At 36.6% G+C, this 21,854-nt stretch carries 20 protein-coding genes and 2 pseudogenes; 15 read left to right on the top strand and 7 right to left on the bottom strand.

Annotated elements, in window-relative coordinates; genetic code table 11:
• Window positions 1-13 precede the first annotated feature (13 nt).
• From CJ483_RS23465 to CJ483_RS23450, 4 genes are read left to right on the top strand one after another with little or no spacing between them, the layout of a single operon-like run.
• Window positions 14-217, top strand: a complete 204-nt coding sequence (locus CJ483_RS23465) for a DUF3311 domain-containing protein (protein ID WP_120038567.1) — start codon at window positions 14-16, stop codon at window positions 215-217.
• Window positions 214-1,692, top strand: a complete 1,479-nt coding sequence (locus CJ483_RS23460) for a sodium:solute symporter family protein (protein WP_120038566.1) — start codon at window positions 214-216, stop codon at window positions 1,690-1,692. Before CJ483_RS23465 ends, CJ483_RS23460 begins: the two co-directional genes overlap by 4 nt.
• Before the next feature lie 37 nt (window positions 1,693-1,729).
• A complete protein-coding gene (locus tag CJ483_RS23455; protein WP_120038564.1) occupies window positions 1,730-2,941 on the top strand; it encodes a M20 family metallopeptidase in 1,212 nt (403 codons plus the stop codon).
• Window positions 2,942-2,965: 24 nt separating this feature from the next.
• Window positions 2,966-4,111: a M42 family metallopeptidase gene (locus tag CJ483_RS23450; protein ID WP_120038562.1), complete on the top strand. Its 1,146-nt coding sequence runs from the start codon at window positions 2,966-2,968 to the stop codon at window positions 4,109-4,111.
• 1,159 nt (window positions 4,112-5,270) lie between these two features.
• Here CJ483_RS23450 and CJ483_RS23445 read toward each other — a convergent pair.
• On the bottom strand, window positions 5,271-5,846 hold the full coding sequence (locus CJ483_RS23445) for a UbiX family flavin prenyltransferase (RefSeq protein WP_120038560.1): 576 nt from the start codon (window positions 5,844-5,846) through the stop codon (window positions 5,271-5,273).
• 78 nt (window positions 5,847-5,924) lie between these two features.
• Window positions 5,925-7,394 carry a UbiD family decarboxylase gene (locus tag CJ483_RS23440; protein ID WP_120038558.1) on the bottom strand — a complete coding sequence of 490 codons (1,470 nt, stop codon included), beginning with the start codon at window positions 7,392-7,394 and terminating at the stop codon, window positions 5,925-5,927.
• A gap of 137 nt (window positions 7,395-7,531) precedes the next feature.
• Between CJ483_RS23440 and CJ483_RS23435 the strand changes: the two genes are divergently transcribed.
• On the top strand, window positions 7,532-8,419 hold the full coding sequence (locus CJ483_RS23435; RefSeq protein WP_120038556.1) for a LysR family transcriptional regulator: 888 nt from the start codon (window positions 7,532-7,534) through the stop codon (window positions 8,417-8,419).
• A gap of 483 nt (window positions 8,420-8,902) precedes the next feature.
• On the opposite strand, the gene CJ483_RS25930 is transcribed toward CJ483_RS23435, so the two are convergent.
• The 3 genes from CJ483_RS25930 to CJ483_RS23415 all read right to left on the bottom strand — a co-directional run bounded on the left by CJ483_RS25930 (window position 8,903) and on the right by CJ483_RS23415 (window position 10,841).
• The gene (locus tag CJ483_RS25930) at window positions 8,903-9,283 is read right to left on the bottom strand and encodes an ABC transporter permease (protein WP_120038554.1); all 381 of its coding nucleotides are present in this window, start codon (window positions 9,281-9,283) and stop codon (window positions 8,903-8,905) included.
• Between the two features lie 516 nt (window positions 9,284-9,799).
• On the bottom strand, window positions 9,800-10,156 hold the full coding sequence (locus tag CJ483_RS23420) for a hypothetical protein (protein WP_120038550.1): 357 nt from the start codon (window positions 10,154-10,156) through the stop codon (window positions 9,800-9,802).
• A gap of 115 nt (window positions 10,157-10,271) precedes the next feature.
• Window positions 10,272-10,841: a recombinase family protein gene (locus CJ483_RS23415; RefSeq protein ID WP_120038548.1), complete on the bottom strand. Its 570-nt coding sequence runs from the start codon at window positions 10,839-10,841 to the stop codon at window positions 10,272-10,274.
• A gap of 118 nt (window positions 10,842-10,959) precedes the next feature.
• On the opposite strand from CJ483_RS23415, the gene CJ483_RS23410 reads away from it, so the two are divergent.
• The gene (locus CJ483_RS23410; RefSeq protein WP_120038546.1) at window positions 10,960-11,463 is read left to right on the top strand and encodes a hypothetical protein; all 504 of its coding nucleotides are present in this window, start codon (window positions 10,960-10,962) and stop codon (window positions 11,461-11,463) included.
• Between the two features lie 533 nt (window positions 11,464-11,996).
• On the opposite strand, the gene CJ483_RS23400 is transcribed toward CJ483_RS23410, so the two are convergent.
• A complete protein-coding gene (locus tag CJ483_RS23400) occupies window positions 11,997-12,215 on the bottom strand; it encodes a hypothetical protein (RefSeq protein ID WP_481747760.1) in 219 nt (72 codons plus the stop codon).
• A gap of 200 nt (window positions 12,216-12,415) precedes the next feature.
• On the opposite strand from CJ483_RS23400, the gene CJ483_RS23395 reads away from it, so the two are divergent.
• Entirely contained in the window at window positions 12,416-13,429 is a 1,014-nt protein-coding gene (locus tag CJ483_RS23395) for a helix-turn-helix transcriptional regulator (protein WP_120038541.1), read from the top strand.
• Between the two features lie 36 nt (window positions 13,430-13,465).
• Window positions 13,466-14,260, top strand: coding sequence for an SDR family NAD(P)-dependent oxidoreductase (locus CJ483_RS23390; protein ID WP_120038540.1), 795 nt, complete (start codon window positions 13,466-13,468; stop codon window positions 14,258-14,260).
• A 663-nt stretch (window positions 14,261-14,923) separates the two neighbouring features.
• Here the strand turns inward: CJ483_RS23390 and CJ483_RS23385 are convergent.
• A complete protein-coding gene (locus CJ483_RS23385) occupies window positions 14,924-15,667 on the bottom strand; it encodes a ZinT family metal-binding protein (RefSeq protein WP_120038539.1) in 744 nt (247 codons plus the stop codon).
• Between the two features lie 535 nt (window positions 15,668-16,202).
• Between CJ483_RS23385 and CJ483_RS23380 the strand changes: the two genes are divergently transcribed.
• The 7 genes and pseudogenes from CJ483_RS23380 to nikA all read left to right on the top strand — a co-directional run bounded on the left by CJ483_RS23380 (window position 16,203) and on the right by nikA (window position 21,848).
• Complete coding sequence (locus CJ483_RS23380; RefSeq protein WP_120038538.1) at window positions 16,203-17,378, top strand: FAD/NAD(P)-binding protein; 1,176 nt, start codon at window positions 16,203-16,205, stop codon at window positions 17,376-17,378.
• 153 nt (window positions 17,379-17,531) lie between these two features.
• Window positions 17,532-17,681, top strand: coding sequence for a 50S ribosomal protein L33 (gene rpmG, locus CJ483_RS23375; RefSeq protein ID WP_120038537.1), 150 nt, complete (start codon window positions 17,532-17,534; stop codon window positions 17,679-17,681).
• Window positions 17,682-17,867: 186 nt separating this feature from the next.
• Window positions 17,868-18,121: pseudogene (locus CJ483_RS23370) on the top strand (type B 50S ribosomal protein L31).
• A gap of 144 nt (window positions 18,122-18,265) precedes the next feature.
• The gene (rpsN, locus tag CJ483_RS23365; protein ID WP_120038536.1) at window positions 18,266-18,535 is read left to right on the top strand and encodes a 30S ribosomal protein S14; all 270 of its coding nucleotides are present in this window, start codon (window positions 18,266-18,268) and stop codon (window positions 18,533-18,535) included.
• A gap of 133 nt (window positions 18,536-18,668) precedes the next feature.
• Entirely contained in the window at window positions 18,669-19,025 is a 357-nt protein-coding gene (locus CJ483_RS23360; RefSeq protein ID WP_182917197.1) for a hypothetical protein, read from the top strand.
• Window positions 19,026-19,250: 225 nt separating this feature from the next.
• Window positions 19,251-19,861, top strand: a pseudogene (locus CJ483_RS23355) (recombinase family protein).
• Between the two features lie 388 nt (window positions 19,862-20,249).
• A complete protein-coding gene (gene nikA / locus CJ483_RS23350) occupies window positions 20,250-21,848 on the top strand; it encodes a nickel ABC transporter substrate-binding protein (protein WP_120038535.1) in 1,599 nt (532 codons plus the stop codon).
• The last annotated feature ends 6 nt before the right edge of the window (window positions 21,849-21,854 follow it).

The following is a 21,854-nucleotide window of genomic DNA, read 5'->3' as shown; positions in this document are numbered from 1 at the left end:
GGGGAGGTACAAAATGAAGTTTATTCACTTTTTAACTATGATTCCTTTTGTTGGAATGCTTTTCTCTCTGCCATTCGTTAATCGAGTCGAACCGTTTGTACTTGGGATGCCATTTATCGTATTTTGGACCGTTTTATGGGTCATATTAACCTCAGCTATTATGGCTATTGTTTTTAAAATTGATCCTGCTAATCAAGAGGATGGTGAGTTAGAATGAATGCTTCGCTCTTTGTGCTTTTTGGTTTTCTGTTATTAATCATTTATATCGGAATACGGGCTAGACAAGGAAAAGATATGGACCTTGAACAATGGACTGTTGGCGGAAGAGGATTTGGAACAATACTTGTTTTTCTGTTAATGGCAGGAGAATCATTTACAACCTTTACCTTTCTTGGCGCAAGTTCATGGGCTTACGGAAAAGGTGGACCTGCTCTTTATATTATCGCTTATTTGTGTCTGACCTACTGTTTCTTTTATTGGTTTTATCCTGGTATATGGAAGTATGCAAAAGACAACAGGCTAGTCTCTCAATCTGATTTCTTTGCCAGTAAGTATAAAAGCCCGTATTTAGGAACTCTCGCCGCTCTTATCGGCGTCGTGTCCATGATCCCTTATATTGTCCTTCAGTTAAAAGGATTGGGTATCATTGTTTCCGAAGCTTCTTATGGTTTAATCTCTCCTGCTGTTGCAATTTGGATCGGAGCAGTATCTGTAACGGTTTACGTAATGATTTCAGGCATACATGGTTCTGCATGGACGGCTATAATTAAAGACATTTTAATCTTTGGTGTTGTCGTATTTATGGGGCTATACATCCCTTTTCACTATTATGGCGGAATAGAGCCTATGTTTAGAGAGATTCATACATCAAATCCCGATTTTCTCAAGTTACCGGATTCAGGGTTGAGTATTTCCTGGTTTATTTCAACTGTTTTGATGACGAGTGTCGGCGGCTTAATGTGGCCACATTTGTTCGTTGCTACATATTCGGCATCAAGTCCAAAAGCCATCCGTAAAAATGCGGTTATTACTCCCCTGTATACACTGATGTTATTATTTATCTTTTTTGTTGGATTTGCAGCAATTAAGATCGTACCTGGTTTACAGGGGTCCAACACTGATCTCGCTTTGCTGCGTATTGCATTGCAAACATTTGATCCTTGGTTTGTCGGAGTTATTGGCGCCGCAGGTTTATTGACTGCTTTAGTTCCGGGCTCCATGCTGCTGATGACCGCTTCCGTGTCACTGTCCAAGAATGTATATAAAGTATTTGCTCCGGAAGCTTCGGACAAACAAATTTCAACAATTGCCAAATTGTTAGTCCCTATTATTTCACTCATCTCTGTTTACTTCACATTCAATGGCGGAAACTCGATCGTAATGCTTCTCCTCATGGCCTATAGCTTCATCACACAATTATTTCCGCCAATCATTTTCGGTTTGATGAAAAATAACTTTGTTACAAAACAAGGTGCTGCAGCAGGAATGATAGCAGGTGTCATCACTGTAGCTTATATGACTGTGACAAATGCTACTGTGGGGACTTTATTTCCTTCGCTGCCAAATGTAGCAAAAGATTTAAACGTAGGAATCATCGCTTTAAGTATAAACATTATTATTATGCTGGCTGTTAGTTTATTTACTAAACAAGTATCTGTATCAACAAATGTGAAAAAATCTCAAACGGTGTAATTTCTATCAAAATATTCTAAGTAGAAGAGGTGTCATTATGATTGAACATCTATTTAACAGATTAGAAAATTTATACCCTAAGTTAGTTGAATTTCGTAGAAACCTGCATATGTACCCGGAACTTTCTTTTAAAGAGGAAGAGACGCCGAAAAAAATTGCTGACTTTTTAACGAACTTAGGATTAGAAGTGAAAACAGGAGTCGGTGGCAGAGGGGTTCTAGCAACGCTAAGGGGAGGAAAGCCCGGAAAAACAGTAGCTTTCCGCGCTGATTTTGATGCCCTGCCTATTCAGGACGAAAAAGAAGTAGAGTATAAGTCTCGTATCCCGGGAGTTATGCATGCTTGCGGTCATGATATTCATACGGCAGCTTTACTTGGAGTAGCCAAGGTAATGAGTGAGGTAAAGGATGAGCTTGAAGGAAATATTGTGTTTATTCATCAATTTGCAGAAGAAGTAATTCCAGGAGGGGCCAAGTCCATGATTGAGGATGGCTGTCTTGATGGAGTGGATATGATTTACGGAGCTCATGTCGCTTCTCACCTTCCCTATGGAACAATAGGTTTAAAAGAAGGGTATTTAATGGCTGCCGGTGATAGGTTTGAAATCGATATTTATGGAGTAGGAGGACATGGAGCCACACCAGAATTAACAGTTGATTCTCTCGTAGTAGGCAGCCAGCTTGTCCTAAATCTTCAGCAAATAGTAAGCAGGCGTGTGGACCCGCTCAAGCCTGCTGTTGTAACTGTTGGCTCATTTGTCAGCGGTGATGCTTACAATGTAATCGCTAACACAGCAAAAATTAAAGGAACTGTTCGAACATTCGATGAAGGTGTTCGTGATTTGATTGAGGAATCGATCGGACAAATAGCCAAATCGACATGTGAAGGAGCTGGAGCTACTGAAAAATATTCTTATGAAAGAGGCTATCCAGCTGTTTGGAATCATCCCGCTGAAACGAGAAGAGTGCAAGAAATTGCCAAGGTACTGATTGGTGAGGAGAATGTCAAAGAAATGACACCTCATATGGGAATGGAAGATTTCGCGTATTATTTGCAAAAGGTACCCGGAACATTCTTCTGGGTAGGGGGAAGGAATGCCGATATAAATGCAGAGTATCCGCATCATCATCCAAAGTTTGATGTGGATGAAAGGTCTATGCTAATCATTGGAAAAATGTTTATTTCTGCTTTTTTTGCCAACAGTTCAACTAATATGGCGAAACTAAAGAAAGTTTCATTGGGACATTAAGATTAATAAAAGGGGGAGCTTTGAATGGGAAATATAATTGAAGAAAGAGTGAGTGATTCATTGATAAGTACAAATGCGGCGAAAGAAAGAATTAAAGAGTTATTAAGAGACTTAACAGGATTAGTAGGCGTTTCTGGTACAGAACAAGAGGTTGTTAAATATATGAAAGAAAAATTGCTGCCGTATGCGGATGAAGTAAAGGTTGACCACAATGGCAACGTGATTGCGATCAAAAAAGGAACAGCGCCGGGGCCTAAATTGATGGTTTCAAGCCATTCGGATGAAGTGGGATTTTGTGTGAAAAATATATTGCCTAATGGGTTTATTATGTTTGATAAAGTTGGAGGCGTTTCTGACCAGTTATTGTTAGGAAGAAAAGTCTGGATTACAGCAAGAAAACTGCCGGGCATTATTGGAATTAAAGCTGGGCATATGCAAACTCCTGAAGAGAGCAAACGCGTAAAAACAACCCGTGAATGCTACATTGATATGGGAGCTTCTTCTCGAACAGAAGTAGAAAATATGGGAATAAAAATCGGAGACCCGATTGTGTTCCAAAGTGATTTTATGGAAATGGACAATAAAGATCTTGTGTCTACAAAATCAGTAGATAATCGAATCCATTGTGCCATATTAATTGAATTATTTAAAGAATTACAAGGTATTGAATTTGCTGGAACTTTGTATGGTGTTGTTACTGTTCAAGAGGAGGTAGGTCTCCGGGGAGCTATGATGGTAGGGAGTGCGATCGAACCTGATTATGCCATCGTTTTAGACACAATTCCAGCTGGAGATACACCTGACATAGATACAGAAATATCACTTCCGGTCTATCTCGGAAAAGGCCCTGCTTGTCCTGTTGCGGACGGGGTAAGAGGAACAATGACATTTAACTACATTCATCCTAAAGTAAGAGAAATGATTGAAGAACAAGCAGCAAAAGAAAATATATCCTTGCAAATGATCACGTTAATTGGAGATGCGTACACAACTGATGCAGCTAGTTTAGGTTCAACGAATAAAGGGATACCTGTTGGCATTGTCTCCACACCGCGCAGATATTCCCATTCTCCGGTTGAACTGGTTAACCTAAATGACGCCGAAGGGGTTTTGAAAATCGTAAAAGGAATTGTAACAGACAATGGAACAAAAGATTTAAGTTTTATCTAACTTTTGGGTACCATTCACTTTAAGTGAATGGGCCTTTTTTGTTATTTAGCGAACTATAAAATGTTCGCAGTTTGGATAACATTGCTTATGGAGTTGGATAGGTGGAAGAACATTTGCTTGTCAGGGAAGGCCAAGGTGCTTACGTATTTGTTCTTTCAAAAAATTTTGATTTTTCTCTTGCAAATGACCAATCTGTAAGAAAATCCTATCATTTTGTCAGAATGCAGTGAGGGATTTATTTTAATATATATTTCATAGTGATTTTTCAAAATCTAAAAACTGCTTCGCAGGAGGGAGTTATAATAACAATACAAAAGACAAGGTAACCGCTGAACGCTTAATAGAGTGGGATAAAAAACATTGCCTTCATCCCACAACTCTACTGAAAGAGCAGCAGATAAATGGTCCTGCCAGGTATTTATGTAATAGATATGCATGGAAATCAATTTGTTGATGGCGTGTCTTTTTTATATTGAAAGTAGCATTAATACGTTATCTGATGCCATTCAAGCATTTGAGAAAAAAAGCAAGAGAAATTGTCAGACGAGCTCATTATGTACGGCATGTCGGACCGTGCTAGATAATATGCGTGAGGAGAAGTTGTAAGTGGTGAATATTAAAGAAGAAGAGTTTATTAGTGTCGGTGAGCTTTCTGTCGGATTTAGTGAAAATATGATGCAGCCAACGAATCGGTTAGAAGGAGATTATTGAATCTTTATATATCGATTATAAAGAATGTTCAACAATACTTATTTGTTGTTAATACGAATTTCTAGGCAGCATAAACGTTATATGTACAAAAATAATAAGAGGGAGTACCAGAAGCATAGTCCCACTTCTCTTGGGATGTATACTTTCATCAGTTGAATCCATGGAGTTTTGCAAACTTGCTCTTCGTAAATACTTCATAGATGATTAAAATATCGATATCTCCGACTTTAAATACTACTAAGTAGTCAACCATAGAAAAATTTTTTGTAAAAACTAAATTTGATTCTGCTGGATAAGAAGCCATTTTAGTCAATTCTTTATTCAAAATGGCTTCTTTTGTTTGCAGTAAATTAAGGCCTGAAAAAGTGATGTTGAACAAAATTTTTTACAAAGCTACAAGAATTTGATTCTATCAATTTTCTTTATGCGTTTCTAAAGTTTTACTTCTTTATTTTCTTTGTAGAAGTCCATTCCAGCGTTTTTCTTCCGCTTCAGGCAGATGTATGTTGAACTGATCTAGTGTTCGAAATGCGATATGGTTAAATATGTCATCCAGGGACTCAGGATGATTATAAAACGCTGGCATCGGAGGGAGTATAACGGTTCCCATACGCGACAAAGTCAACATATTCTCAAGATGTATATCGTTGAACGGTGTTTCCCGTGGAACCAATACCAACTTTTTGCGTTCTTTTAACATGACATCTGCAGCGCGAGTAATTAAATTATCACCAAGACCTACACGAATGGAGGCTAATGTTTTCATTGTACAGGGAGCAACAATCATTCCATCTACTTGAAACGAACCGCTGGAAATTTTGGCCGCTAAATCTTTATTTGAATACGAGTAATCTGCCAGATCTGAAACCTCTTTCGCCGTATAAGGAGTTTCATCTTGTATGGTTACAGCTGCCCATGAAGACATAACGAGATGCGTCTCAATGCCCGCCCCTTTAAGAAGCTGTAAAAGACGAACACCAAACATGGCTCCCGTGGCTCCAGTCATTGCTAAAATTATTTTCATCTTATTTATCCCTTCTAACACTTATTATAAAGAATTTCTAAACCCTATGAAGTGATAATTCTTTACTGTAAAACGGAATCAAAACCCGTATTCTTTCCAGTTTTTAATAATATGATTACGTAAATCTTCAGGATAACTCCTAAACGATGCTTCAAGGGGTCTCTTATCCTCAGACCACTTGTTTAAAGGCAATAAACAGTTATAAATTACCTTTGTGGTAAGTGCTTCTTTCTTTTCTTTTTCATCTAGGTAGGCAACAAGAGGTAAGACATTTTGGTTAAGCATAGCTTTTCTTTTATCCGGATGATGGCGGGTGGCCATAGCCCACACGACTTGATTAATGTCACTTGGATCAATATCGTCATCTACAACAATTACTTTAGGGACGTAAGAACCACCTCTAGTAGCAAACACGGTTTCGCCAATTTCATGAGCCAGCTTTTCATTATCATCTCTTTGTTGACGGCTATCTACAGTGACAACAAGCCAATGTACAGCTGATTCTAATGGAATAAAGCATTCTTTAATAGGTAATCCTTTTTTTCGCAGCGCATGTTGAATGCTTGCTGCAATAGCCACGCCCCAATTGGTATGATTTTCTTCCGGTGGAATACCGGCTACACATACTGGCATGATTGGATTATTTCGATGTGTCATGGCTGTCACGTGAAAGCGTGGTACTGGTTTTTTATGACCAACCCATGTATAGCCAGCATATTCACCCATTGGACCTTCTGGAATCATCTCTTCTAGGGAGGCGGTTCCTTCAATCACAATCTCACTTGAAGCAGGTACCTCTAAATCACTGGTCTCGCATTTGACAACATCGATTGGTTCACCATACCACCCTCCAATCATTTCACCTTCATTCACATTATCAGGAAGCGGATAACCTGCTATCATCGCAATGCCAGGATCTACACCTAGACATAAGGCAAACGGCATCTCCTTTCCTATTGCTTTCCATTCTTCGTATATTTTCCCGAGATGCTGAGATGCGATAACAACACCAGCCATTGTATGAGGTCCCTCGAGCATAACACGTGAAATGGACCAGTTCACCCAAGATCCATCAGGTGTACGGACGATAAGAATACCGTAAGTATTAATGTAACGTCCTCCATCTCCAACATGCAGATATGGTACAGGTAATTTAGCAAGGTCAATCTCATCATTAAACAATTTGTTTTCCTTGCACTCACCATCTGTAACTAAACGAGGGGAAATAGGGTTAACGTCGGGAAGATGAGACCATGCTTCGACTAACTCCGGAGCTGGGGTATCTATTGGTAACCCGAGCGAGAGGGCCACTCGTATAAATGGATGTTCCTTATTGGGGCTCAATCCTACTGGTGCTCCTAACACTTCAAATCCAGAGGTACTATCTTTTACGGATTTAAAGAGTGGAGCTGGGGAAGGGAGTTCATAAGCTCGACGAATGATAGCACTCATTTCTAAATTCCAATCTACCTCTTGACTAATAGCAACTACTTCGCTGTATTCCTTCAAAGTTTGCACATACTCGCGAAAACTTTTAATTGGTTTCATATATATTATCCTCCTTCAATAACTTTCACCTCATTATCTTTACTTATTTATTTTAATGTGAGGCATAAATGTATGTAAAATATATATAATGATAGGTGCGCATATAAAAAATATATAACTAAAAAGGATGTTAAATTATGGATTTAAAGAAGCTTGTCTATTTTGTAACAATTGCTGAAGAAGGACAAATCACACGTGCTGCAAAGCGTTTACATATTGCCCAACCTCCTCTAAGTATGCAATTGAAGTCTTTAGAAAAAGAACTAGGTGTAATGTTAATTAAACGAGATAAAGGGGAATTTGAATTAACACCTGAAGGGGCGACTTTTTATAAAAGAGCCAAAGAGGTATTAAATTCTATTAATGAAATGGTAACAGAAGTAAGGGAGGAGCAAGAAGGTATTAGGGGAAAACTATCTATTGGTACAGTCATGTCTTGTGTACCTTACCTACCTCCGGCGTTGAAATTTTTCCAAGAAAAGTATCCTGACGTTTCTTTTCAACTATTTGAGGAAGATTCCCGCAGAGTAGAGGATCTTCTGCAAAGTAAAGAAATTGAACTTGGAATCGTAAGATTACCTTTGCAGTCTCAAAATATAAATAACATTTCTATCTATCCGTTGCAGTCAGATCCACTTGTAGCTATTCAACCGGCTGATTGGAATATTTCTAAGGGGAAAACAATTTCAATAGAAAAATTGGAAAACCAGCCTCTTTTGATACTCCACGGCCGGGGAGATTATAGTGTTTTTCATAAATTTGTTGAGATGTGCAACATCTACGGGTTTAATCCAAAAATTGTTTGCGAAAGTCCAGATGTAACGACGTTGATGAAATTAGCAGATTCGGGAATCGGGGTTGCAATCGTTCCTAAAATAGCTGTGCAATTAATGTCAAAGGAGTCGTTATGGTGTGCAGAGATTATTCCAGAAATAAATTCTGATACCGCACTGATTTGGTTAGAAAATCAATATATGTCTAAAGCTGCACAAAATTTCAAGGATGTTTTACTTGATTTATTTTGATAATCGGTTCGTCGTTTTTATAACAGCCATTAAAGCGTGAGAATTCCTTACAAAACTGAATTAATTGTCAGATTCCAAAAATTTTTCAAAACTAAACACCGGGCATCTCAATGGAAACTATCGAAACCCCATATGGATACCCGGTCTTTTTATAATTAAATCCAGTTTTCAGAATGTTTTTCGATTAAAAAACCATTTCTGTATGCCTAAGCAGCTGGGAGGAAAAGTTCAAAGCTATGATGAAAAGATAAATAATAATACAAATAAACAAGTATGCAAGTGTAAAAGTATACTTGTTTATTTATGTATAAGTGTAATTATACTTAATAGATGAAGTTTATACTTATTAAAACAAGCTCAAAAATCCAGTCATTATTAAACAAAAAGTAACACATTAAATATATTGAAAAAACCCTATTTAACCTATGTAACACAAATTGTACATGGTTCTTTAACCATTGTTTAGTCCACTTCATTAAAATGTTATAAGCAGCAATCCCCACTATAAAAAAAAGAAAGAGAAGAATTAATATTAGCTGTGTGCAAAAATAGGGATAAAAAAACAGTTACGAAACTTACCAATTTAATAGCATCAATAACAAAACTATATATAAGTGATTTAATAAAATACGGCTTTAATTCCCTTTCTAATGGCAACAAAAAGATTATATCTGCCCTTTTAACAAAAGTATGGACTTTTGTCTGTTTTAAAAAGTAGGTTACAAATAATGATAAGATTACTTCAACAGATATTTGAGGAGGTATCCACTGAAGAAATAAATTAAAATAATATATAAAGATACTGCTAATGATTAGAAAAAAATAAACAACATTTGCGCCAATTATTGAATAGTACCTGAACATTTTTCTATAATATTCCTAAACCCTTAAACCACATGATGTTTTTATATCCATTAATACACCCATACCTTTAAAGAGTTTGCACAATATGAAGCAAAACTTAATCAAGGCGAAATTCAACCTTTTATCGCACCAATCCTTGTCCCTATTGCTGCTACAGCTAGAGTCGCTTTACAAACTATTGTGAAACAAGGTACAAAAATAGCATCTAAGTATCTTAAAAATAAATTAAAATCCGCAGGGAAAAATTATAAATTAATTTGGAATGCTAAAAATAGTAAAGGTAAAATCACATCTTTGCTCAAAATTCAGCATAAGCCAACAAAACAAATGGTATTTAGAATTGACAACGGCACAATTCCATTGAAACCAGGTTCACAGGACTGATATTGGCATTACCACATTGGGGACACTGCTACTAAAATGAAATACCATTATTCATTACGTGCCATTGTCCCATCAAAATATAAGCCAGATACTGGCACCATATTGTATTAAAAATAAAAGAAGAGTGTTCTATCACTCTTCTTTTTCGTCTTCATCTTCATCTGGAAACAATATAACTGGGGAGTAAGGTGCTTTTGGATCTTGTTTTAAATTTATGAAATAATTATGGTTATTACGCTCACCAAATTGTTCCGTGTAAGGCATTTCTAATGAATTAAACATATCTTCATTTTCTACTACACCTACATATAACTGGTATCCCTCTTCATCAGAAGGAAAGAAATTACCCATGGATGTATTATTAGTCAAAGCCTTATCTATTAATGCTCGCAGCTCAATCAGTGCTTCTCTATTTCCTACAATAAAAGATTCATGATGATGGGAATGCTGGGCATATACATGCAAATACTTATAATCTTTCCAAGACATACTATAATCCCCTTTAATATTTTGCTAATTATACCATAAATCGATTTCCGCTTATTCTCATTTTTGGGTTTAGATGTAACCTGTAAAATTATAATTTTATCGTATAAAAAGCGCCCTATTTTTTTATTTCTTCAAGCCTTCTTCTGTTGACTGCTCTATATAAGGACCCTTGAGATATTCCAGTTGTTGAGACTATCTCCTTTATAGAATATTCCTCACTATCATACATCCGTAGCGCAACAGCAAGCTTTTCTTTATCCAACCTAGGTCTACCTAATGTTTTCCCACGTCTTTTACTTGCTTCAAGTCCTTCCTTTACTCTTTCAGCGATAAGGTTTCTTTCTAATTCAGCAATGACACACATCATTTGGAACATGGCTTTACCTGCAGAGGTTCCTGTATCCATATTTTCCTTTAAAGAAATAAATTGCACCCCCATCTCTTCTAACTGTTGAATAATGTTTAGGATGTCTAATGTTTTACGTCCTAAACAGGAGATGCTCTCAACTACAACTGTATCGCCTTTCTGGATGACATCAAAAAGTTGATGAAGACCTTTTCGATCTTTAACCGCACCAGTAAATTTCTCCTTAACTATTTTTTCACACCCATATTCATTAAACATACTAATTTGCCGATCTAAATTTTGGTCAGTAGTAGACACCCGAGCATAACCGATTATCATTTGTAACCTCCAATAAACTTGTATATTTTTATTTTATTAGAGGGGAACTTATTGTAAAGGTATTTGGTAATAGTATGTATTAACATGGAGATAGGTTATTCAGCAATCGGGCCATTATATGCGGAAGAAGAGAAGGGAGAGTAATACTATTAAGCGCTTAATTGTTTTTTCACTAATGACAGGTTTATTGCTTTTATCTGCTTGTAGCAAAGATAATATAAACTATTTTCCTTCGAAAGAAGCGGCCTTGGAAGAGTTTATTCGAAGCGGGGAAATTAACGGGAATATTGATATGGTTACAACGATGAATGATGAAGAACTGTTAGTCACTCAACAAGATAAGAATAACTATTTTGTAGGTGAATTGTTGGAAGATAAAAAGGGATTCGCTGCTAACAGAGTATCTGACAACGCTGTCATGGAGTTAGGTGGAAGTTGGGAGTTGAAAACAAATGCCAATCATAAATACACGATCTACTTTGAGAAAGAGCAAGAAAATCAGAATTACTTCCCTTTATCGAATGGAGATTATTATATCTCAATTGCAGAAGGGCATCAGATTCAAAAGGAAAACCCAACTTTTACAAATTCAATAAAAGACATTAAAGCAATAAAAGATTAATTGGGTAATCGTTGAAGGATAGTCAGTGACCTATATCCGTAAACGGGCGCTTTTCAGGTAAAAGATTAAGGGGGATAAGCATTGATAGTACTTTTTTCTTTATACGTTAATGCGCATTCTGGATCTATACATGGTAAAAGCCTGTCTAAAGCTCCAACGTCAAATACTTTCTCATATACTACTGGATGGGGATATAACTTTTTTGCCACTGGACAGGCTAGTTCAAGAGCTTGGAGCAGTGCTAAAGTTCATATAACTGGAATGACCACAACACATACAATTAGTTTGGAATTCACATATCCTTAAAATCCAGCTATGTTTATAGAAAAGTAAACACTCTATATTTTGTACAAAGTATGTACAAAATATAGAGTGTTTTTTATGATGATGTGCAGAGATAATAAAGTTGTTTAAAAATCCTTCCTCTACTAACGGGCAGGATAGTTTAAGAAGGAGTAAATCAAGTTGGATTTAATTTTATAAGAATACCCTTCATGATAACATGCAAGAGCATTTGTTCTAGAACACATATTCTATACAGATTGTAACGTCGGTCTAATGACAATCTCATTTACTCCAGCAACATCGGGTTCATTGATAGTAAATGCAATAGCTTGAGCCACACTGTAAGGTGAAATGCTAAGATAATCTTGAGATTCATCAAGAACTCCAGTTGCTGTCATTCCTGGTGAGATGTTCGTTGTACGGATATAAGAAGTGGGAGACTCCTCTTGGCGTAAACCTTCCGTAATAGCGCGTACAGTAAATTTGGTCGCACTGTATACCGGAAGCTCATTAATTATTTGACGTCTATTGCTAGTGTATTGTCGTTTTATGCTAGTTACAGAACCGTATTATATAAGTAAAATGAAATAACTATCCCGTTAACAAACTTAGCTGCGTTCATTTTCTAAAAAACGTTAATGTGTTGATAGATAGAGAGGTGTAATATATGACTTCACATACTCGTATTAGAATACCGGATGGATTTTGGGCAGGACTGTATCAACTTGGAATTGCGGCTCAAGATGTGGTTAGGAAAGCAAAAATGCCACTTACCGTAATCACTGAATCTGTTGTTAGTACTGAGGAATATTTCGCAATATGGCAAGCATATTCCGATATTATCGGTGACATGGAAGATGGGATAATTAAGCTCCCGACAGTATTTGAAACAGCTCAATATCCACCGTCTGTACTGGCAGCTTACCATGCTCGTGACTACCGGGATGCTCTAACGAGAATGGCTCGTTATAAGGAAATGTGTCCTCCTGAAAATATTCGAATTGTGGAGGAAGGCGTAAGCTGTACAATTGAAGTGGAATGGCTGGATACTGATCAACCTGGACCACCGTTGCTTGTTGGAACTACGCTTGCATTTTTACTGGAACTAGGGCGACGAGGTACTGGTTTGCCTTTAAAAGCGAGCTTAGTAGAATTTAAACATACAATGACTCAAGTACAAGGAATTGAAGATTACTTTGGCTGTCCTATCCAGACTGGTGCAAAATGTAACAGATTGACATTGCATAGAGGAGATTTGGATCGCCCATTTGCTTCTTACAATGCTGAATTACTGGAAATGCTAACTCCCGTATTGGACCAAACGTTGGAAGAGCAGCGACGCAGTCACTCTATAACAGAGATAGTTAAGTGGATATTGAAACGCAGTTTAACAGGAGAACGACTAGAAATACAAGATGTAGCAAGTGAGTTGGGAATGAGCGAACGTACCTTACAGCGCCGGCTAACTGACGAACGAACAAGCTTCAAACAGCTGTTGAGAGAAGCCCGCCATGAACAGGCAAGAGAGTACTTGGCAAATCCTTCTTTAGACATTAAAGAAGTGGCTTTTCTTGTAGGGTATAAAGATCAGAGCTCGTTCTATCGAGCCTTTCGCTGTTGGGAAGGTAATACCCCTTCGAATTGGCGTACTGAATATGTAAGTATAAATTCAATAAACTGAAACCGTCTTTAATGAAAAGTAAAGGAGGAGTATATGATGGAAATGGGATTAAACAATAAAACAGCCTTAGTTACAGGCTCCTCAAAAGGAATAGGTAAAGCAATTGCCATAGAACTGGCCAAAGAAGGAGTTAACGTTCTTATAAATGGACGTAATTATGAAGAGGTAGAACGAACTGTAAAGGAAATTAAAACAGCTTTCCCAGCTACTTCTCCTAAAAATGCTACAGCTAATATTGTTGATGCACAACAAAGAGAAGCGTTATTAAAAAAATTCCCCAATGTTGATATTTTAGTTAACAACATGGGAATATATGAAATTATGCAATATGAAGATGTTACCGATGAAATATGGGAAAAATACTTCCGTACTAACGTATTAGCTGCAAATGGACTATCCAAATATTATTTAACTAAAATGTTGGGAAATAACGATGGCCGCATTATCTTTATTGCAAGTGAAGAAGCAGTAATGCCTTCTGGACAGATGCCTCAGTATTGTATGACAAAATCCATGCTTTTATCATTGTCAAAAAGCTTATCTAAATTAACAAAAGGAACCGAAGTTACAATCAATACGATTATGCCTGGACCAACGCTTTCTGAAAATGTACAACAAATTATTGAGGGTATTTACAATAATGATAACATGCCTTTTTCAGAAAAAGAAAGGCAATTTATGATTAATAATCTACCTCAATCTGAAATACAGCGATTTATTAAGCCGCTGGAAATAGGGAGACTAGCTACATTCTTATGTAGTCCATATGCGTCTGCATTTAAGGGATCTCCAATCCGTATGGATGGAGGAATGGTTCCAACCATTTATTAATATGTAATCTTAACTGCTATTTGGTAGCTTTTTTATGTAATGTTACAAACGGGGCAGTAATTCTTTAATAAAAGAACTGTAAATGGGGATAAGTTTGTGAAGAAATACACTTAAACTATAGGGTGCTTTTGTTGAAGAAAGAACAAAAAATGATCAAACTTTTTTATAAAAGAATCATTCAATTTAACACAAGGAGAGCATGTTTTGATTAATCTTTTTTCAAAACATGCTCTTTTCTTTTGTTCATTTATCAAGGTTAATAACATTATTTCAATTAAACTTTATTCCAAAGCTACATTAGGTCCGTGGCTTTGCGTCTCTTACTTTCGTAAAATTTGCCCATCCAGGTATTTTGCCATATCGAAATATGTCGATAAATGAACGATAAAAATTAACTGTTAACTTAACATCTTGTCACTGACGATCAATTCTTAACTTGCTTGTGATACGCTTGATGAACAGTTCGTTGAGAATATGAATAGGAGTACTACTAATGTGCACTTTAACTGTTAGCCGTTTGATAAACAATGAGAGGTGTTTTCTCTTGTGTCCAAATTGACAGTAAAAGAAAGTTAGAAGTTGTCTAACTTTCTTTTACTGAAGATGCATGATCGGTAATCCTCACAGTACACACACTTGTCTAAGTAATAGTTATACTCTAATTTAATGTGCCATCATCTCATGGGCAATCTCATGCCCATCCATTTCCGAAGGATAGTAGGTAGGCCAGTTTGTTACTTCATCCAATAAAGCCTCACGGTCGTCGCCCCAATACAGATGGTAGTGACTAGCTTTATTTGGATAGATACTATGATCACTAAATTGGATATAACGCGGCAGTTCTTTCGCTTCTTGATCTAATTTAAATATGTATCTTACTCCTCTATTTCCCGCCTCGTATGTTAGAATTTCGTATCCATCATAAATATACTTACCAGAGTATTCTTTTTTGTTTTTGAAAAATGTTACAGTATCTTCTTGAATCACAATACGTTCAACATCCGTTTGGTATCCTTCATTGTAATACTCCTTATATTCTTCAGCTGTCATGTCACCCTCATGTTCCGCTTTATGAGCGAATACCTCGTCAAACGAACCATTTTGTAGATATGGATATACAGATTGCCAGTCTCCTTCCCAATCGGAGAGTGGACGATCCTTCACTTGGCTGTCTTCAAAGTATCCATCATAAATTCGTTCTGCTTTTTCATTATGCACATGAGTATGATCGTGTTCACTTTCATGTGAAGGATCCTCAGATGTTTTCTTCTGCGTTTGGGAAGAGCCTTCTGCAACTAATGAGGCATTATCAACAGATTTGCCTTCGGATGAATCTGCAGTTTGACACCCTGCCAGCAGCAAACTAATAATGAATATACTTAACCTCTTTGTGAATGAAACTTTCACTTATATTCCCCTTTCAAAAATCGTAATGATTACGATTTAGAATTATACATATACACTTCATGAACGTCAAGTAAAGAAACACCGATTCCACTAAAGGAAGTTTTTAGCGATCATTTATTATGATCAAGAAACACTTAACGGCATGAGAAAGGTATAGCAAGAGCTATTTATTTCAGTTATATAAGGAGAAAGAAAACCATGGAATGAAGGTTGTTGTTCTATCCAAACTTATAGGCGTACTAAGAAACAGTAGTGAGACAGAAGAAATGCATTAGAGCTGAGTTACAATTCCTTACAATAGACAGTTATTAACTTTCAGAGTTTACCTAAAGGAGATATTAGTTAAGATAAAAGCTTCATAATTGTCAAACTTTTTCTAAGCTGCTAATATCCAGTTTATAAAACAGAATCATTACGATTTATTGATAAATAATAATGATTCTACTTGTTCTTTTTCAAAAAAGGTGATAAATTATCAATTATAATCATCTAAATCGAAAAGATTACGATTTAAGCGCAGAAGGAGAGCATATCTATGTATGAATGGATGATTGTTGGTGGAGGGATTCAGGGTATTACAATGGCAACCTTTTTACTTAACCGAGAAAAAACATCGATTGATAATCTTGCGATTATCGATCCGCATTCTGAACCGCTCAAAAACTGGAAACGTTGCACAAATCTTATCTCAATGCCTTATTTGCGCTCTCCGTTTGTTCATCATTTAGATGTTGAACCATTTAGTCTGCAAGCGTTTGTAAAAAGTGAATCTTATGATTGGAATACTGCTTTTTACGGAATATATAAACGTCCCTCTCTGCAAGTATTCAATGAGCATTGTAAACATATCATTGACGAGTTGTTGATCCATAAAGCTTGGATCCAAGGACGAGTGCGGGATGTTAAACGAATGGGAAACGGCTGGAGCGTTGAACTACATAACGGCCGAGAACTAAGAGGGAAGAATTTAGTATTAGCTATAGGGATTGGTGAACAGCCGTCTTGGCCCGAGTGGGCAGAAAGGTTAAAACAAGCACCGGGTTCTTCCGTGTACCATATTTTTGATTCTGATTTGCCAAACTTTGAGCAATTGGAATATCCCCTTACAATTATCGGCGGAGGCATCACATCTGTTCACCTAGCTATAAAATTAAGTACTTTGTTTCCAAAGGATGTAACGTTATTAAAACGACATCCGTTTCGCCTTTATGATTTTGACAGTGATCCTGGTTGGTTGGGACCCAAAAATCAGCGACCTTTCCATCAATTATCAAGCTACAAGAAACGCCGGCAACAAATCATGACCGCACGCCATAAAGGCTCTACTCCACGTGACTTGTATGTAAAGCTATTACGTTGTGTTCGTCAAGGCAGCCTGCATATAGCGGATGGGCAGGTTAAACAGGCTATGATAAGCAACGGTCAGATCATGTTGTATGATGAACAAAACCATATGATTCATCAGACGGGCACCGTTTTATTAGCGACCGGTTTCAAGCCAACTTTACCAGGAAGAGAATGGTTAACGCCAATGATTCACAACCATCGTTTACAATGTGCAGAGTGTGGCTATCCCATTTTGTCAAAATCATTGCAATGGGGACCCAATCTATATGTAACGGGAGCTTTAGCCGAACTTGAAATGGGACCGATTGCTCGTAATATTTCCGGAGCTCGCCAAGCAGCGGAACGGATTGTTAGCAGTTTATAAACATTTTATTGATCATTTTTTAGTTAGAATCTTTGTTCTTTCCAAGGGATTTTAATCTCCAATAGAAAGGAAGAACTGAAAAAAGACTGGTCCTCATTCAAAGCCCCTGTTTCACTGTTTATAGAAGTTTAATTAATAGAGGAGGATATGATAATGAGAGTAAACATTACATTAGCATGTACGGAAACGGGAGATAAAAATTATATCACGACCAAAAATAAGCGTACAAATCCAGAGCGTCTGGAATTGAAAAAGTATAGTCCTCGCTTAAAAAGACATACACTACATCGTGAAACAAAATAAGCTATATCTTTAGGAAATAGGCATTTCTTTAAATCGGTGTATGTAATTAGCTTGATGAACCAATAAAAAAGTCTCAATGGGATAAGCTTCATAGTCATCAAGTTAAGCCAGTAGGGTTTAGTTCTTTTCTTAAAACGTAATGATTTTGATTATCAATAATGAAAAAATTTATTTTGAGGTGATAGCATGAAACCAAACTTGCATCCAAACTATGAAAAAGTGGTATTTATGGACGTGAATAGTGGCTATAAATTCTTAACGGGGTCTACAAAAAATCGAATGAAACGATTGTTTGGGAAGATGGAAATACGTATCCACTAATTAAGGTAGAGGTCAGCTCTGATACACATCCGTTTTATACAGGCAAGCAAAAATTTGCAGATAAAGGCGGGAGAGTGGATCGCTTCCTTGAAAGATATAATATGAAAGAAAAAGAATAAATCAGTCACTTACTATCTAAATTCGTTCTTTGCTTAGAATCTAGGTAGTTGAGAAAAACAGTTAGCCCAGTTATTTTACTTTAAAGAGTCTGCTTTTTAAATCGTCATGATGATTACTTGAAAAAATTCAGGAGGTAAACATAAGTGGCAAAGAAATCGAAAGTTGTAAAAGAGCTCAAAAGACAAAAGATGGTAGAAAAATATGCGGATTTAAGAAGAGAATTGAAAGAAAAAGGAGATTATGTTGCATTAAGTAAGCTTCCTCGTGATTCAGCACCTTCCAGGCTTCATAACCGTTGCCAAGTTACTGGGAGACCTAGAGGCTACCTAAGAAAGTTTAAAATGTCCCGTATTGCTTTTCGCGAATTCGCACATAAGGGGCAGATCCCTGGGGTTAAAAAATCAAGTTGGTAAAACACCGTAAGTGTAACGCTTACAAATTCCTGTTTGATGTATGTTAAGAATGTTATTGAAAATTGATAGAAAGGCCAGCCAAAAAGTTGGATACAAATGATTTTGAATACTAAGGGAAAGATGGTTGTTTGTAGTGAATGAGAAAATAATGGAGATTTTCGCGAGAAATATTGTGGCTTCTCTACCAAAGAATAAAAGAAGGCTTTATCAATTTATTGAAGGTATGGAAGATAGTTTAGCCCAACAATCCGATACGAAGGAACAATTTCTAACTCTTCTCAAAGAGCAATTACCGCACCAGCAGGCAGCCAATCGCTTTAATATGTCGTTAGATGAAACGATGAAATTGATGCACGAAATTGAAGATGAAATAAACGAAAAGCTAGAAAGAAAACTACAGAATTATAAATGGATTGATTATACAGAACAAGTATATGGTAATCAGGTTGAGGCAATTAAGAATAAACAATGTTTCCTTATTTTTCAATAAGTTGTAAAGGTTGATTTCTCTATCAGAAATCAACCTTTATTTTTATAAAAAGAAATATTTTTAATAATATATTCGTAAGAAACCCCGTTCGTAAAAGTACACTTTTACGAACGGTTGTTTTTTGACCAAAAAAGGCTGTTTTTCACGTTCGTTTAAGTACAAAAATCATTTACGAACGTTTTTGGTAGAATAGGAGAGAGAATTAGTAGCAAAGGGAGTAAAAAAATGGATGTTCGGAAATTTGGTTACATAAAAGTAAGTAGCAAAGATCAAAATGAAGGTCGGTAGCTTGAAGCAATGAAAAAATGGGAATTGACCAAAGGGACATTTTCATGGATAAACAAAGTGGAAAAGATTTTGAGCGTGTCCAGTATCAATTATTGAAACGTATCATTCGTAAAAGAGATATCCTTTACATTCATTCACTTGATCGTTTTGGACGAAATAAAGAAGAGATTCTTCATGAATGGAACGATCTTACGAAAAACATTGAGGCGGATATCATCGTTTTAGATATGCGTTTGCTTGATACCACTCAATATAAGGATAACCTTGGAACATTCATTGCTGATTTTGTTCTATAGATTCTTTCCTGGATCGCAGAAGAAGAGAGGGAGAGGATTCGAAAGCGACAGCGTGAAGGAATTGATGTTGCTTTGAAAAATGGTGTCGCTTTTGGCCGGCAAAAAGTTCAGGTAACAGAGGAGTTTAAAGAAGTATACCATCGGTGGAAAGCAGGGGAGATAACAGCTGTTAAGGCCGTGCAGGGAGTAGGCTTGAAAAAGACGACCTTTTATGAACTTGTTAGGGAGTATGAAGAGGCAGTACAAGAATGAACACATATAATAAGAAGAAACTCGTTAAAAAATCTTCCCATAATTAACAAAGTGCAGGAGTGCTTTTAGGATTATGAAAAATCCATGAATTGATCAATTCATGGATTTTTGATTGCTGAAAAGGATTTTGGTGTAATTCAACTGTTAATAGAAGCCACCCCATATGCTATGAAAAGCAAAGATTCACTAATAATAAATGAAGTCTTCTCAAAACGAAGCTGGAAGATTTACGAACTTTTTAGATTAATAGTATAATATATCATTTCGTTTAGAAAGAAAGCTTCCGATCTTACATTGACAAGATAGTATATTCTACTTACAATTGAAATTGATTATCAACATCAAATAGGAGGAACACCACTGTGTTCAATAGAAGAAACAGTAAAAAATGTTATTAACGACCGTAATTATGTTAATTTTATCAACACTATTACTTGGTTGTACAAATGCTAGTAAAGAAGTTTCAATGTCAAAGGACGATAATGACAACATGCTTACAATCGCCTGGCCGAGAGATATAGGCGAAATGAATCCGCATGTTTATAATCCTTCACAATTATTTGCTCAGTCAATGGTGTATGAACCGTTGGTAAGCTATGGAGATGGAGGCGAGCTAAAACCTCATCTAGCTGAGTCATGGGAAATTTCAGATGATGGTAAAGTATATACGTTTCATCTTCGTCAAAATGTTAAGTTCTCTGATGGAACAAACTTTAATGCAGAGACCGTAAAAAAGAATTTTGATACGATTTTGAATCACATGGAATTACATAGTTGGTTGGGATTCCTCTCGAAAATAGCTAGCACAGAGGTAACCGACAAATATACGTTTAAAATGACACTAACTGAACCATATTATCCAACGATTCAGGAATTAGCTGTTGTTCGACCAGTTCGTTTCTTAGGAGACGCAGGATTCCCTGAAGATGGTGATACTTCAAAAAGTATTATGAAACCAGTTGGCACAGGCCCGTGGATTTTGGAAGAACATAAAGCAGATGAATATGCGATTTTCACACGAAATAAAAATTACTGGGGCGAGCTTCCAGAAGTAGAGAAAATTCAAGTGAAAGTCATTCCTGACGCGGAGACGAGAGTAATGGCGTTTGAAAAAGGTGAGTTAGACTTAATTTACGGAGAAGGTGTAATCAGTTTAGATGCTTTCAAACAATTGGAATCCACGGGAAATTATGAGACTAGCATTTCTGAACCAGTGGCTACAAGGCAGATTGTTATGAATACAAACAGGGAACAGCTTTCTGATGAACGTGTTCGCCAAGCATTACACTATGGATTTAATAAAAAAGCAATGGTTGAAGGCATCACTTCTGGCCTAGAAGAAGCAGCAGACTTTATTTTACCGACAAACCTGCCTTACACTTCAGATATTGATGTTACATCAATTGACTATGATGTTAAGAAAGCAGAAGCGTTATTAGATGAGGCAGGCTGGACGCTTCCTAAAGGGAAAAATGTTCGTGAAAAAGATGGACAGCCACTTGAAATTGAGATGATGTACGATTCAGCAGAATCTATTCAAAAAGCAATGGCAGAAACACTGCAATCAGAATGGGCTGCCATTGGTGTTAAATTAAATATTGTTGGTGTAGAACTAGCTGATCAAGTGCAAAGATTTAAAGATAATAAATTTGATATTAATTTCTTTAGTAACTACGGTGCCCCTTATGATCCGCATACATTTGTAAACATTGTTGCAAAAGAAGGATTTGGATTTAATGAAGCCATTTCAACTTATCCGAACAAAGAGGAGTTACTTCAACAAATAGCACGGGTTCCTCAAACAACTGACGAAAAGGAACGTCAACAGCTTTACTCGTCTATTTTAACATCACTGCAAGACCAAGGAGCCATTGTTCCTGTTTCATATATTAAGAAAACAGCAATTTATCAGAAGGATGTTATTAATTTCACTTTCTCTGCTAACCGAGATGAGAACCCATTCACAGGAATTAGCATCAAGCAATAAAAGTAG

This window comes from Bacillus sp. PK3_68 (assembly GCF_003600835.1).
In the GTDB taxonomy this organism is placed as follows: domain Bacteria; phylum Bacillota; class Bacilli; order Bacillales; family Domibacillaceae; genus Pseudobacillus.
The sequence above is the reverse complement of the archived record's forward strand: the minus strand, read 5'-3'. Positions and strand labels throughout refer to the sequence as shown.